This is a genomic window from Chroococcidiopsis sp. [FACHB-1243], assembly GCF_014696895.1.
GTDB lineage: Bacteria > Cyanobacteriota > Cyanobacteriia > Cyanobacteriales > Chroococcidiopsidaceae > Chroococcidiopsis.
In genome coordinates, this window is sequence record NZ_JACJQX010000006.1 from 17,437 (window position 1) to 32,799 (window position 15,363).

Annotated in this window: 11 protein-coding genes; 9 read left to right on the forward strand and 2 right to left on the reverse strand. The window is 46.3% G+C overall.

What is annotated here, in order from left to right; all coding sequences use genetic code 11:
- Nucleotides 1-112 precede the first annotated feature (112 nt).
- The 4 genes from H6G17_RS06120 (at nt 113) to H6G17_RS06135 (ending at nt 5,900) form a co-directional block, all read left to right on the forward strand.
- On the forward strand, nt 113-727 hold the full coding sequence (locus H6G17_RS06120) for a hypothetical protein (RefSeq protein ID WP_192155180.1): 615 nt from the start codon (nt 113-115) through the stop codon (nt 725-727).
- Between the two features lie 252 nt (nt 728-979).
- The gene (locus H6G17_RS06125; protein WP_192155182.1) at nt 980-2,785 is read left to right on the forward strand and encodes a glycosyltransferase family 39 protein; all 1,806 of its coding nucleotides are present in this window, start codon (nt 980-982) and stop codon (nt 2,783-2,785) included.
- Between the two features lie 42 nt (nt 2,786-2,827).
- On the forward strand, nt 2,828-4,459 hold the full coding sequence (locus H6G17_RS06130) for a glycosyltransferase family 39 protein (protein WP_192155184.1): 1,632 nt from the start codon (nt 2,828-2,830) through the stop codon (nt 4,457-4,459).
- Nucleotides 4,460-4,691: 232 nt separating this feature from the next.
- Nucleotides 4,692-5,900, forward strand: coding sequence for an FIST N-terminal domain-containing protein (locus tag H6G17_RS06135; protein ID WP_192155186.1), 1,209 nt, complete (start codon nt 4,692-4,694; stop codon nt 5,898-5,900).
- 21 nt (nt 5,901-5,921) lie between these two features.
- On the opposite strand, the gene H6G17_RS33920 is transcribed toward H6G17_RS06135, so the two are convergent.
- Nucleotides 5,922-6,056 (reverse strand): hypothetical protein, encoded by a 135-nt coding sequence (locus H6G17_RS33920; RefSeq protein WP_277875940.1) that lies wholly within the window; start codon nt 6,054-6,056, stop codon nt 5,922-5,924.
- On the opposite strand from H6G17_RS33920, the gene trmB reads away from it, so the two are divergent.
- Complete coding sequence (trmB, locus tag H6G17_RS06140; RefSeq protein WP_192155188.1) at nt 6,033-6,662, forward strand: tRNA (guanosine(46)-N7)-methyltransferase TrmB; 630 nt, start codon at nt 6,033-6,035, stop codon at nt 6,660-6,662. The two genes, H6G17_RS33920 and trmB, sit on opposite strands and share 24 nt — an antisense overlap.
- An 85-nt stretch (nt 6,663-6,747) precedes the next feature.
- Here the strand turns inward: trmB and H6G17_RS06145 are convergent, their stop codons facing one another.
- Nucleotides 6,748-8,232: a phospholipid carrier-dependent glycosyltransferase gene (locus H6G17_RS06145; RefSeq protein ID WP_192155196.1), complete on the reverse strand. Its 1,485-nt coding sequence runs from the start codon at nt 8,230-8,232 to the stop codon at nt 6,748-6,750.
- Between the two features lie 618 nt (nt 8,233-8,850).
- On the opposite strand from H6G17_RS06145, the gene H6G17_RS06150 reads away from it, so the two are divergent.
- From H6G17_RS06150 to H6G17_RS06165, 4 genes are all read left to right on the forward strand, one after another.
- Nucleotides 8,851-10,080, forward strand: coding sequence for a glycosyltransferase family 4 protein (locus tag H6G17_RS06150; protein WP_192155201.1), 1,230 nt, complete (start codon nt 8,851-8,853; stop codon nt 10,078-10,080).
- Nucleotides 10,081-10,422: 342 nt separating this feature from the next.
- Entirely contained in the window at nt 10,423-11,625 is a 1,203-nt protein-coding gene (locus H6G17_RS06155) for a glycosyltransferase family 4 protein (protein ID WP_192155203.1), read from the forward strand.
- 38 nt (nt 11,626-11,663) lie between these two features.
- Nucleotides 11,664-13,802 carry a polysaccharide biosynthesis tyrosine autokinase gene (locus tag H6G17_RS06160; RefSeq protein ID WP_192155205.1) on the forward strand — a complete coding sequence of 713 codons (2,139 nt, stop codon included), beginning with the start codon at nt 11,664-11,666 and terminating at the stop codon, nt 13,800-13,802.
- A gap of 24 nt (nt 13,803-13,826) precedes the next feature.
- Complete coding sequence (locus H6G17_RS06165; protein ID WP_192155207.1) at nt 13,827-15,350, forward strand: O-antigen ligase family protein; 1,524 nt, start codon at nt 13,827-13,829, stop codon at nt 15,348-15,350.
- Nucleotides 15,351-15,363 lie beyond the last annotated feature (13 nt).

Below are 15,363 nucleotides of genomic sequence, written 5' to 3' on the forward strand. Positions count from 1 at the left end.
GAGCGATCGCAACAGTTACCAGTTTTACAGTAACCAGTTACCAAAAATAGCATCCCACTCAGTCACCAAACCGCACGTTAAATTCAAAAATTATCTTTAATTTGTAGACAATATGAACGCCAAATCTCCCGTATCTTATCCTGCGGTAATTATTGCATCTGTATTGGGTGTATTGGGATTGGTAGGAATATTACTGCTGTGGTTTCAAGTCTCGATTACTGTCGAACCAATGGGATCGGATACAGCAGTCTTGCCAGGGAAATCAGCGATAAATTCCCCATCTGAAACTGACGTAACTAACAGTGCTGCCACTGTTCCACCAGCTTCCACACCATCAGAGCGATGGGTAGAACGTACAACCATAGCCCAGTCAACTCCACAAGTACCAACCGCAGCACCCGTTCCTGGGGCTTTGCGCGTTAGCAATCAAAGCGAGCAACCTTTGCGCGTCGCGTTACTGGCAAGACAGTCTGAAACGAATTCCACAGCCAATAAGGATAAATACAGCGAACCCATCCATTGGGACTTTGCACCTGGAGAAGGTGGTAGCCAAGGATTAATCTTATCCCTACCTCAAGGCAACCTAAAGCTGAAAAAAGGAGATATCATCGTTGCCTTCGCCGAAGATGGATCGCGTCGTTATTGGGGTCCATATGTCGTAGGCGAGACACCAACACCAGTTTTAGATCGCAAAACTTCTGAGTGGCAGTTAGTTTTACTGCCTTAAATCGGGAGTCGGGATAAGAGAGAGTCGCGGAGCTGAGGGGGCTGAGGGGGCTGAGGGAGCAACTACCAACCACCAATTACCCATTACCCATTACCCATTACCCATTACCCATTACCCACACCCCACACCCCACACCCTATTTACTGGTCACTGATAACTGATAACTGATAACTGGTCACTGGTCACTGTCACCCCACTCCCTACTACAATTAAACACGACCACTCATACGAGTCGTTTGACCGCACGATCGCATGAAACTGAGTTTGGCTCGCAGCCTTGACCATTGGCTGCAAAACAGATCGGATCGGACAGCCTTAGCTTGGCTGTTAGCTATTATCTGGCTGTTGCTACTAGGAGGAATGGCTTTTTTCTGGCGCTTAGGGAGCAACGGGCTGCTGGATGAGACAGAACCTTTGTTTGTAGAAGCTGCCCGCCAAATGACGGTGACGGGAGATTGGATCACGCCCTATTTCAATGGCGAGACGCGATTTGATAAACCACCTCTAATATATTGGTCGATCGCGATCGCCTTTCACGCTTTAGGAGTCAACGAATGGGCGGCGCGACTTCCTTCGGCGATCGCGGGATTGTGTCTAGTCAGTTTTTGCTTCTACGTCCTGAAGCGTTATGGCATTGCAGCCAGGGCAAAAAAAGAATTTCTCCCAGTGAAAAATCGGCTCTCTAGTCCGAGTCAATTATGGTTGACGGCGGGTTTGGGGGCAACTATGCTCGCCCTGCATCCTTTGACTTTCTTCTTTGGACGCTTGGGCTACTCAGATATGTTATTGAGCGCTTGTTTTGGCGGCGGACTGTTGGCTTTTTTTCTGGGGTACGCTCAAACAGAAATGCCACAGGTGCGATCGCGATGGTATTTGGTTTTTTACATTCTGATTGCCCTAGCTGTCTTAACTAAGGGACCAGTGGGAATTGTCTTGCCAGGATTGATTATTTTCAGCTTTTTATTTTATCTAGGCAAAGTTAGAGAAGTCTTGCGAGAAATGTCTTGGCTGCGCGGGATGGCGCTGATATTAGCTATTACCGTACCTTGGTATATTCTCGTCACGCTGGCAAATGGCGAAGCTTATATTGATTCCTTCTTTGGCGTTCACAATTTCGAGCGGTTTACTAGCGTCGTCAACGAACACCAGGGACCTTGGTATTTTCACTTTATTGTCGTTTTATTGGGTTTTGCTCCTTGGTCGATTTATTTACCAGTGGCGATCGCCCGGATTCAGCCTTTACAGCGCCAACACTGGCAAGATCGACCGCGATCGCACCATCTCGGCTTATTTGCCCTATTTTGGTTTGTGGGAGTCTTGGGCTTCTTTACCATTGCGGCAACGAAATATTTTAGCTATACCTTGCCATTAATGCCTGCGGCTAGCATTATTGTGGCTTTATGGTGGAGCGATCGCATTGCTCAAACGCAAAATTTCCGCCGTCCTGGGTGGGGTTTTAAACTTAGTTGCGTTGCTAACCTAATTTTCTTGATTGTTCTCGCATTTGCCAGCTATTACAGCCCTAACTGGCTAGAAGACGATCCTTCTATGCCTAATATTGGCGCACGCATACAACAGGCGACTCTACCAATTATGGGAGCGGCGATTTGGTTAAGCAGCGCGATCGCCTGTTTAATTTTGGTACTCAAACGCCAACATCATCGCCTCTGGGGAGTTAACTTAATTGGATTTGTTGCTTTTTTGATTATCGTAGCATTTCCCTTCTCTCATTTAGTCGATCTCGAACGACAACTTCCCCTACGTCAGTTAGCCCAAGCTGTTACCCAAGTTCGCCAGCCTGGGGAAGAATTAGTTATGCTGTCTAAGGGATTTCCCAAACCCAGTTTAGTATTTTATACCCAACATCCCGTTACATACGTTCTGCGATCGTCCCGGACTTCGCGCAAGATTCGGCAAATTCTGAGCGATCGACAGTCGGATACTAAGTCAGTGTTATTAATTGTCCCTAGTAAAGCTTTATCGAAAACGGGTTTGACATCCCAGCAATCCGAACCAATTAGTCAGGCTGGAATTTATCAACTGCTTCGAGTTAGGTAATGGGTAATTGGTCGCTGACAAATGACAAATGACAAATGACAAATGACAAATGACCAAAAAGTAGCAGCTTTATTAATTGGAGGACTGATATTTAGGATAATCATTGCAATTTTGCTTTATCCTGGTTTTGACGAAGCTTATTACTTTCTCTACACGTTAAATTTAGATTTAAGCTATTTCGATCATCCGCCTTTAGTGGCTCTTATTACGGGTTTTGGTTGCTGGTTAATAGGGGAAGTTTCTCAGTTTACTATTCGGTTAGGAACATTAATTTTACATACAGGTTCTCTATTTTTACTGTATTTAATTGGTGCGAGATTATTTTCGCCTTCAGCCGGAATATTTGCCCTCGCGATCGCCTCCCTCGTGCCAATTTTTCAAATTGGTTTCGGTGTTTTAACTTTACCAGATAGTCCTTTAATCTTTTTTTGGACGGCTAGTTTATACTGCGCTAGCCGAGAATTTTTTCCTAACAAACAAGAAAAATATCGACCTAAAAGATACAAACCCAGCTATCGTTTAGCAATTCTGGGCTTACTTGTTGGTTTAGCCTGCTTAAGCAAATACCACGGTTTTATTTTAGGACTGGGGCTAATTGGCTTTTGTCTGACTCGTTCCCGTTATCGTTCTGCCTTATATTCTCCTTGGACTCTGCTCGGAGTAGGATTATTTTGCTTGGCAATTTCTCCCATCTTGATTTGGAATAACCAGCATGAATGGGTGTCTTTCCGCTTTCAATCACGGCGGGGAATTCCCTCGGGAGGATACAATTTTTTAGATTTATTTGTGACTTTCTTATCTGGAATTGGCTATTTATTTCCCACATTAGGACTTCCTTTATGGTGGATTAGCTTAAAGACATTTTTCAAAAATTTGTTCGTAAAGTTGTCTCGATCGAAGTTTAAGGGAACGGGGAACGGGGAACGAGGAATAGTGACTGGTAGCGATCGCGAAATCTTAATTCTCTGGGTTTCTTTACCTCTAATCTTAGGTTTTACTTGGTTAGGAGGATACAAACAAATCTTACCAACTTGGGCTACACCTGGATTTTGGGGAGCTACTTTGTTGTTAGGGCAAGCAGCAACAGTCTGGAAGAGCGCACACCCTCGCTGGGTACGTCGCTGGCTGTGGGGAACGGGGATTACACTTAGCAGTCTCTTGCTTTTTGCATTGCTGCACGTAACAACTGGAACCCTACAAAAACCGAGTCAGTATGCTTTATTTGGCGGATTTGTCCCCCCAGAAGACGATCCTTCGATTCAAATATTCGACATTCAGCAGTTGAGACAGAGATTTGCCACATCACCAGTTTTACTCTCTGCTTTACAAAATTCCAGCTTTGTATTTACCAATCGTTATTATCTCGCCGGACAAATAGGGATGGCTTTGGCTCCTCTCGCGTCAACACCAATAACAACCTTCGATCGCGATTTGAGGGGTTTTGCATTTTGGTCAAAGCCTGACGAATGGATTGGTAAAGATGCTTTGTACGTAACTAACAATCTTTTCGTCCAAGACCAAAAATTTCTCGATCGCTACAATCTTTACTTCCAATCGATTGAAAAAATTGGCACTGTACCCATCAAGCGTGGCGGAGCAACTATAGATACTTTTCACATCTACCAGGCAAAAAATCTGCTCAAACCCTATCCGCGTCCCTATGGAAACAAGTAGGTAGAGGAGCAGAAGGGCAGGAGAACAAGGGGGACAAGGGGGACAAGGGGAACAAGGGGGCTGAGGGAGCAAAAATACCACTTACTACACCCCACACCCCACACCCTACACCCTTTCCTCACTGATAACTGATAACTGATAACTGAAGTAAGATGCTTGTAAGGAAGATCGATTGCCATAATTTTAGATGAAATGATGCATAAATCTAGATCGAGAAGGGATGGTAGAACTCATGGCAGATAAAATGCAGTGGGCAAACGCCCTATCAACTCGCCCTTCTTTAGAGGCTGCGGTGGCGGAAGTTGTGGAAGTGGCAACTTCTGCTTTACAAGCACCAATAGATCTAGGTATAGTCTTTATTTCGTCGGCTTTTACCAGCGAATATTCTCGCCTGCTGCCTTTGCTGAAAGAACGCATATCCATCCCAGTGCTAATTGGCTGTAGCGGTGGTGGAATTATTGGGATGGATGGGCAGAAACAGACTCAAGAAACAGAAGATTTACCAGCTCTGAGCTTGACGCTAGCACATCTTCCTGGCGTACAAGTCACGCCGTTTCATATCGTCTCAGAGGAACTGCCTGACTTAGATAGCTCTCCTAATACCTGGGAGGAGCTTTTGGGCATTCCTGCATCTCCTACACCGCAATTCATTTTGCTAGCCGAGCCATTTTCATCTCAAATCAACGATTTACTCGCAGGACTAGACTTTACTTATCCTGGTTCGGTGACTGTTGGCGGACTTGCTAGCAGTAGTCAAATGGGTGGACGAATCAATTTGTTTTTCAACGATAAAGTCTACCGCGAAGGGGCAGTCGGTGTTGCTTTAAGCGGAAATGTCGTGTTGGAAACTATTGTGGCGCAAGGTTGTCGTCCGATTGGCAAACCTTATCAGATCGGCGCTTGCGATCGCAATATCGTCTTAGAACTAGAAGCTCAACCCCCCTTGACAGTGTTGCGAGATATATTGGAAGGCTTGAGCGAAGACGATCGCGAGTTGGCACAAAACTCCTTATTCATCGGTGTAGCGCGGGACGAATTCAAGCAAGATTTAGAACAGGGAGACTTTCTCATCCGTAACTTACTAGGAGTAGACCCGAAGTTTGGCGCAATTGCGATTGGCGATCGCATTCGTCCAGGACAGCGCATTCAGTTTCATTTACGCGATGCCAATACCTCAGCGGAAGACTTAGAATATTTGTTGCAACGCTATCAAATTCAAACTCAATCTTCTCCTGCTGCAGCTGGAGCGCTGATGTTCTCCTGTCTGGGCAGAGGTGAAGGACTCTATGGTAAAGCTAATTTCGATTCCCAACTATTCCGCCAATACTTACCAGGTCTACCCTTGGGTGGCTTTTTCTGCAACGGTGAAATCGGTCCTGTGGGCAATAGTACCTTTCTACACGGGTATACCTCTGTTTTTACTATATGTAGGGAACAGTGACCAGTTATCAGTTATCAGTGACTAGTGACTGGTGGCTAGTGGAACCAGAATTGCTTCCTTGTCCCCCTTGTCCCCCTTGTCCCCCTTGTCCCCTTCTGCCCCTCTGCTCCCTGCTCCCTGCTCCCTAAACTTGTGGTTATTCGCGTTCGTCAGCACGTCAATCCGTTAGCTAATAAATATCAAACTCCGGTTAATCCGCCAGAGTGGGATAAGATATTTGCTCTGCCTACCCAACCGCTACATCTAGATATTGGTTGCGGCAAGGGACGTTTTGTGTTAAAGATGGCGCAGCTAGAGTCTAGTTGGAATTTCCTCGGACTGGAAATTCGGGAACCGTTAGTAGAAGAGGCAAATAAATGGCGGGATGAATTGGGATTGACCAATTTGCAATACCTATTTTGTAATGTGAATAATTCGCTGTTACCTATTCTTAGTTCTTTACCAAAAGGAGTATTGCAGCGTGTCACGATTCAGTTTCCCGATCCTTGGTTTAAAAATCGCCATGCTAAACGGCGAGTCGTACAACCGGAGTTGGTAGAAGAAATCGCCAAATATCTCATTCCTGGGGGAATCGTATTTTTACAATCAGATGTGGAGGCAATCGCCACAGAAATGCGCGATCGCTTTCTTGCCCATACTGCATTTCAGATCCAAAATCGAGAATGGTTATCAAAAAATTCCTTACCCGTAGCCACGGAAAGAGAAAAGTCTACCCTGTCGCGCGGGAAACCCGTGTATCGGGCTTTGTTCTCCAAGCGATGATGGTGATAAATTGATGGTTAATGGTCGATTGTTGACAGAATTGCGATCGATAATCGATCTCTAATGACTCACTAGTTGCTAAAAGTTAAACCCAAGACGGCAACCACATCCGCCAACGATAACCTTCAGGAGACAGCGGTAGACCTAAATAAAGGGGCATCCAGAAGACAAAAGCAATCAGAATTAAAAATATTGCCGTTACGCCTAACAGCCGTAGGTTTCTGTGGTAACTGCGCAACCATCGATCGACGATCCAAGCCAAGGCTAGCGTAGCAAACACCGAAGCACCCATGTAGTGGTACAGAAACGTGCAGCGCGTCACCCGCATCCACGGTAAAAGATTAGCCAACCAATTGACACAAAAATACAGATAAATCCAAATATTGCGATCGCGATATCGATCGCAACTTGTCAATACGTTAGCAAAGCCGAACGAAGTTATTGCACTTTTAACAACTACCCAAACAGCATACAAAATTGCAACAGCGGAGAACCACCATAAGATCGGATTTCCCATTGCGTGTACGTCGTAGATGACTTCTGCACTCGCTTCTGGTAGAGGTGGTCCCACGACTGGTACTGATTCATCAAGAGAAATGGTAGTTTTGTAAAAATAGGCAACCGGACGCAACATCAACAGCCAGGTGTACCAGCGAGAACAATATGGATGCACGTTTGCACTACTACCGATGCGCTGGTGATAGAACAAGATCTCGCGCTGCATTTCCCAAAAGTTAGGTGTGGGATTGAGCATGAGGTGAGGAATCCAACTGATACTGTAGATGGCAACGGGGATAATTCCCAGGTAAAAGGCTATTTCTAAGGAAGTCGGTAATTGGTAGTTGGTAATTGGTAGTTGGTAGTTGGTAGTTGCTCCCTTGTCCCCCTTGTCCCTCCCTGTTCTCTGCTCCCTTCCCCACTTCACAATCCAAACTACGATACAACACAAATACACTCCTAATAAGAAACCTAAGCCGTTCCATTTAATTGCAGCTGATGCACCGAAACCTGTTCCAGCTAGAGTAAGCCACAAGTAGCGCTTTTTTTTAGGGGCTTTCAATGCTATTAACAAAAACCAATGCCCAAGTAGCCCTAAGATGACTAAATATATATTGTTCAGGGCGTAGCGAGATTCGACTAGAAATAACCCATCGGCGGCGGCGAAGATGGCTGCAATTACAGCATAACTGCGGCGATCGCTCAATTGATAGGCAATTCCCCCAACAACTAGCGGCACGAACGAGCCTGTTAACGCATTCAGCCAGCGATAACTCCAAGGAGAATGCAAAGAACCCGTCAGTCCATTAACTATATCTCGGTCGATCGGCATGTGTTCGCCCAACCACATTGCGATCGCGATAATGTATTGACTAAGTGGTGGATGAGCGTTGAAAAATTGTGTTTGCGTCAGATAGTTGTTTGCAAATTTTGCATAATACACTTCATCAAAGACTAGTGTATTGAATCGACTCAATTGCCAAAACCGCAAGCCAGCGCTGAATGCAAACACTGCAACCATAGCGATCGCCAACCAGGGAAACGGACGCGGAAACTGTCTAGTAGAGGGCATATGATGTCACTCAACTCAAAAGAGTTAGCACATGCGAAAACCAGTCTTCTATCTTAACGACCTAACTGTGCAATAGAGCTACTCCCAAGGCAGTTGGACTCACTTTTGCTAGTTTTTCACTTGATTTCAGATAATTTGATGTAGCCCATCCATTTTTAGCTAGACATAAGCTAAACAAGTACTTTTGCCAGTAGTAGCGGCTCTCAGTTTAAAAATATTAATCAATCATGGATTGCTTCTGGTATGGCAAATCTAGTATAAATCTACATGAGCTAAAAATATTGTTAATTTCAGTCTTCAACCTGTTCGTCCTTAAACACGAAAGCACGTAACCCCAAAACTCTGTTTTCAGAAAAAACTTCTTGCTGGAGAAGACTAGACTATCTGTTGCTGTTAAAGCTCATTTAGGTTGAGAAACCTGCAAAATTCTGTCATGTTTCGTAGCGACAAAATTAGCCGTAAGGCAAAAGGCATGGTAGGAGATTGCAGCAGAGCGAAAAATAACGACTGCCGATCGAGTATGTGACGTTCTTAACTTGACCTAATGTATTAAATTAGTATAAATTTTATAACGCAAAGTAAAATAGACGAAAAATTTAGCTTTTGAAGCAAACCAGAATGCGAAAACCAGTTTTAACCATTTTTTATCAGTTTAATCCCTGGTTTCCCAGCATAGGAGGCATTCAAACAGTCATTCGATACTTTATCAAATATGCTGCTAGCGAGTTTGATGTCAGAGTTGTAGGAACTTCAGATCGAGCTAATTTCTCTGCTCGAAAGTGGCAAGAAGCAGAGTTGGAGGGAAGGGCGATCCAGTTTTTCCCTTTGCTTACCGTAGATAATGATGATGTTAGAGGTTTGCTGCCAACCACGGTAAAATACACCGTAGCGTTATTGCAGCATAACTTCGCCTCAGATTTTATGCACTTTCATCGAATCGAACCAACGCTAGCCTCGCTTAATTGGCAGGGAGATAAGACTCTTTTTATTCACAATGATATTCGCCAGCAAATGACTGCCAAGGATAATAAGAAGGCAATCTTATGGCGATATTTTCCGGCAGGCTATTTTGCGCTAGAAGGACTATTAATAAAGCAATTCGCCGAAGTATTATCGTGTAATACGGAATCAGTCAAGCTTTATCAACAGCGTTATGCTAAATTAAGCGGACGAATCAAATACATCAAAAATCCGGTAGATAATGGAGTATTTTATCCGCTTTCTCCCGAGCAACGAGAGGAAGGAAGATGCGCTTTAGCAGCGCGAATGGGAAAATCGACAGATACTCGTTTTTTATTATTTGCCGGACGCTTGCACCCGCAAAAAGATCCCGTTTTGTTGGTGCGATCGCTGTTTACTATGCAGCAGCCAAACCTGCACCTCCTAATTGCAGGTGCGGGAGAACTAGCCGAGACAGTAAAAGCGGAGATTGCTCGATTAGATCTATCTCAGCAAGTGACTCTGTTAGGCGCGGTTCCACCAACCCAACTCGCAAAGCTGCAACAAGTTTGTAGCGCCTTTGTGTTAACGAGCGCCTACGAAGGCTTACCGCTAGTAGCACTAGAAGCTTTAGCTTGCGGTACGCCAGTAGTTACTACAGATTGTGGAGAAACACCTAAATTACTGAGTTCAGGTAGCGGGATCGTTTGTCAAGAACGCACGCCAGAAGCGATCGCCTCTGCCATAAGTCAGATCCTTTCACGAGATAAAAATTATACAATCGAAGCTTGCGTGCGGACTGCTGCACCATACGGGGTGCGTCAAATTGTCAGTGATGTGTATCAAAATATGTGGGTGCGCTGGGAACAGCGTCAGTTAGCATCTGGTGTGTCTACAAGTTTTGTCTAGCTGGTCAACCTATGGATGAGGAAGTATGACAGGGATAAGATACGACCCGAATCAACTTGCCGCACCTGTGGCAAAAGAAGCGGTCTCCGATGCCAATCTAAAGACCGCTAGGCTCCCAAACACACGTAAATATCAGGAGTCCACTCTTATACTAGCCAACAAAATTTGCCTCGCCCATAGTTTCTAAGGGAAAGCTCAAGATTCAACAATTGACTCATTGGAACGAGTAAGGACAAAAAAGATCGACAAATTGAATGCAGCAAGCCAGCTAGTCTTCTAAGCCAATCTAGAGACGACTGGCTTTATACCCAAACACACGTAGATTTAACAGACACACTTTGCATGAGAATAGCCGTTATTGGTGCTAAAGGATTGCCCGCCAACCAAGGTGGTATCGAACATTACTGCCAAGAAATGTATCCCCGGATGGTGGAACGCAATCATTCCGTAGACCTGTTTGCCCGCTCCTCTTATCTAGGTTCTTCCTGGCTGGAACAGTATAAATATAAAGGGGTGAGAGTTATTTCCTTGCCCTGTTTGCAGCTAAGAGGAGCAGATGCCTTTTTCACTTCCCTACTAGGGGCGATCGCGGCAAGCGGTAGTCAATACGACATCATTCATTTCCACGCTCTCGGACCCTCGGTATTTAGTTGGTTGCCGAAATTTGCCTCCACTGCCAAAGTCGTTGTCACCTGCCAGGGCTTAGATTGGCAGCGGGCAAAGTGGGGTAAAATCTCCAGCCGCATCTTATATGCAGGCGAACGAGCCGCAGCACGATTTGCAGATGGAATTGTCGTCGTCTCTGACGAACTGCGCACCTATTTCAAACAGACATATAATCGCGAAACGGTTTACATCCCCAATGGACCTGCCAGATACGCTCCTACAGATGGTAGTTTTGCCTACGGTACTTCCTTAGGACTGACTCCAGGCAAATATATTACCTATGTCGGCAGACTCGTACCGGAAAAGCGTCCAGACTTGCTAATTCAAGCTTTTCAAAAGCTAAAGCCGCGTGACTGGAAACTCGTTCTCGTCGGTGGGACAAGCGATACTAATGCCTTTGCCACCGAGTTATCAGAACTCGCTAATAACAACCCTAACATTGTCTTTACAGGAGAACTTCGCGGACAAAAACTAGCAGAAATCGTGCGTGGGGCGGGATGTTTTACTCTCCCTTCCGATTTGGAAGGACTACCCCTAGCCATGCTAGAAGCCATGCAAGAAGGCGTACCAGTCGTTGCCAGCGATATTCCCGCCCACCAGCAATTAATTGCTCAAGATCGGGGATTGCTGTTCGGGGCTGGCAACGTAACAGATTGCACCCAGACTTTAGAGCGAGCGATCGCCCATCCCGAAGCACTAGCTGCAATGGCAAATCGAGCGCAAAAATACGTTCAGCAGCACCATAACTGGGATGATATTACTACTGAAACTCTGAACGTGTACAAAACACTGAATCAGACAACAACAATCCGCCCCAGTGTTGCCAAGCAACTGGCTACTACCCCTCCCGTTCAAACTTCAGAAAAAATAAGTCGCTAAACACGTTAACCAACAGGCTGATAGATGAAGGTGTTGTGATGGAACAGAAATACGCGCTTTTACCGACAATTTTTTATCGGCGGCGCTTGCCCGCTTTAGCCACCTTCATCTCAGTGATGCTCGGTGCGCTGGTCTATCTTATATTTGCCCCCAGGACTTACGAAGCAGAAGCGCGATTAATGCTTGATGGCAAACAATTGAGCCTAGCTGGAGAAACAGGACGCGGTTTGACTCAAGAATCAGCCCGACTTGACTCCAACCCAGTCGCTACCCAAGCGGAACTCGCCCTTTCCCAAAAGGTTTTACGTCAAGCAATTTACGAAGCGTATACGGCAAATAATCGCAATAGTAACGCAGAACCACCAACGGTAGAAGAACTAAGAAAGCAGTTAAAAGTTAAAACCGTCCCGGCGACTAGCATCCTGGAAATTAAATACAGCAACAAAGACCCCTTAATCGCGGCTAAACTGCTCAATGCTCTAACAGAAGCCATGATTAACGAGGATACGGCAGTGATTCGGCGCGAGGCTGGCTCGGCACGGCAATTCTTAGCAGTAGAAGTTCCGAAAAAACGCGCCCAGCTTGCCCAAGTAGAAGCAACGCTATCGCAGTACAAGCAATCACAGGGAATTGTTTCGATCGCCGACGACCAAGGACGGGACAACGCCCAGACGACGAGTATAGTCGAAAGTCTAGCCCAGATAGAAGAACAGGAACGCACTACGCTTGCCCAACTGCAAGAAGTTAAGGCACGCAATAGTTCCCTAGAACAGGTGACAGATAGCAGCACCTTAAAAAATACCTACGCTACCGTTCGCAGCGGGCAGAACGAGCAACTGCAAGCACTACGCACGCAATTAGTAGAGTTGGAAGCAAAAGTTGCTAGCGCCCAATCGAAATATAAAGCCGACAGCCCACCACTGCTGAATTTAATCGAAGAACGGGATGCAGCCCGCGCCCTCTATCAGCAAAAAATTGGTAGCGAGACTGGCAACCCAGCAGCTAGCACTCCCAACCCCGCTACTGACAAGTTAAGCCAAGATCTTGCCACGCAATTAATTACTGGAGAAGTTGAGGCTTCAGCATTAGAAGGTAGACTCGCAGCAATTCGGCGCGATCGCGCTACCTTGCAAGAACGCCTCAACCAACTGCCAATCCGCGAACAAGGATTAGCCGCCTTGGTACGGCAACGCCAAGAAGCAGTCACCTCCTTAGAATTTTTGCAGCGCAAGTTGGAAGAAGCACGAATTGCCGAAGCGCAAAAAGTCAGCAACCTGCGTCCGGTTGACCTTGCCGAGCCGCCCAGATTACCGACTTGGCCCAATCCCGCGATCGTTTTGGTACTTGCCACCGTCGCTGGAGGTACGCTAGCCCTCGGGACTGTGCTGTTGCAAGAAGGACTCGACGGCACGCTACGCAATGCTACAGAAGCAGGCAGTCTAGTCGAAGTCCCCATCATGGGGGTGCTACCTGTCATCTCACCAGAAGTCAGAAGCAAAGAATACGCTGATGCTTTGATGCAAGAGCCAGCGATTCTAGAATCCTATCGCAGCCTGCTGAGATCCTCAGAATTTGCTGCCAACGAGGATATTAAAGTTATCGTTGTCAGCAGCGCTCTGTCTGGTGAAGGCAAATCTTTAGTGTCTTCCTACCTTGCCGCAGTTGCCGCCACCCTATCGCGCCGCACCTTACTCATTGATGCCGACTTGCGTTGTCCGACACAACACAAACTATTTAAACTTGCTGCCAAACCAGGTCTTGCAGAAGTGGCGCAGGGTAAGCTAGCTTTAGCAGAAGCCGTTCAAGCTACAGGTATTGACAAATTAAAAGTTCTATGCAGCGGCAGACCTCGCAGCCATCCTTCGGAATTATTTGAATCCAGGCAAATTCAGCAAGTTATCGCCGCTGCTGCGACTCAATACGACCTGATCGTCATAGACACTCCCCCCGTGACGAGTTGCGTCGATGCCGTGAGCTTGTGCGGCAACGGCGAAAAACTACTCCTAGTTGCCCGTCCGAGCTTTACTCAAAGGGACATCTTCACGCAAGCAGTGGCAGAACTCAGGGCGAAACGAGTCGAGATCTTGGGAGTTGCCGTCAACGGGATCGATCCTCAAATCGATAAGTACTACCGTTATGCTTTCCAAAGCTACAAGACTCTGACCAATGTTTCCTAGAACTAGCTGCTAAAACCAGGTGTTATGAACGTGAGAAATGAAATCAGAAGGTTAGCCACCAGCTACCTGCCTGCTTCACAGGTCTCTTTTTGGATCGGAGTGGCGGGTGTCTTGGTAGGGCTAGCTGCGGGCATCCTGGTAGCTGCTCAGCCTGTTTATCTATTTGCTGGGGCGATCGCTTTTGCGATTATTATCAACTTCTTTGCTGATTTTGAACGCACGGCGATCGCCCTGTTAATTCTTCGCAGTTCGCTGGATATCTTCTCGGCGCAGCAAATCCCGGCGTTATTTGCGCTAGGACTAGCGGCTTTAACATTACTCTACGTCGCCGCTGCGTTTTTAGAACGACGCACCATACAGACAGATTGGTTTTGGTGGTTTTTGTTGGCGTGGGTGATGCTGCAAGGTTTGTGGCCCGTACTCTGCATCTTGGGAGGCTTGGGACTGGATGCCTCGCCCTACCTAGTCGATAACGTCAGAGAGTGGACGCGCTTATTCTCTTGGGCAATGGTCTATCTATTAGTCATGCAAATGAAAGATAGAGTCGCGCCGCAAAAGATTATCGCGCTGCTATTTTTCTCGTTAATTCCGCCGATAATTGTCGGTATGTTGCAGAAATACGCCAATTTCTTGCTACCATCTATCCTAGCACTGAAAAAGCCAGCGATTGTCAGTCAGTTTGTACCAGCAGAGGTTGTCTCAGGCACGCGGATCAACAGCACGTTTGCCCATCCGAATAATTTCGTACTTTATTTACTACTTTTTATTTGTTTAGCTTTCTGGCAACTGTTACGGGGAAACAAACCACGCTGGATGTGGTCGATCCTCTTATTTTTAATGGCAAATCTCTACGTCGGTACTGGGGCAATTTTTGGTTTAGTCATGCTCATGACGGCTCTAGGAATTGCGATCGCCCCCAGGTTGAAATTTTATAATGCCCTTGGTGGCATCATGTTACTGCTGTTGGTGATAGTTCTATTTGCCAGTACGGATTACGGACGCAGCCGCCTGGATGGAATTTCCAATACTCCACTGCTGAACCCAGATATCGACGTTTCGCGGGCGATCGTCATGTCGTTTTCCGACTACAACAGTTTTAACTGGCGAATTGCCCAGTGGTATTATCTCTTACGCGCATGGCTGTACGAACCTTGGTTTGGCTACGGACTTGGTACTGGCGTTTACTTGAGTCCGTATAATTTAGTACCGCACAACGACTACATTCGCGCTTTAGTAGAAGGAGGTATTATCGGTTTGGTAACGTTTGTGGCACTCTTAGTGGCACAGGCGATCCGATTGCTCCAACTGCTGCGACAAGCTCCTAAAGGTAGCGATCGCTGGAATTTTTGCTGGAGTTTGCTAGCTCTGCTGATTGCAACGTCCTTGGGTATGGCAACAGATAATGTTTGGAGCGGTACGGCTTTTTACTTTTACTGGTGGACTGTAATGGGCATAGCAGGCTGGAACTGGCAAGAGCGGCAGGATCGCAGTGCAGGCGATCGCGCCATGCCGTTGACGATGGAGACTGCGATCGAAGTGAAAAATTAATCCTCATTCAAAA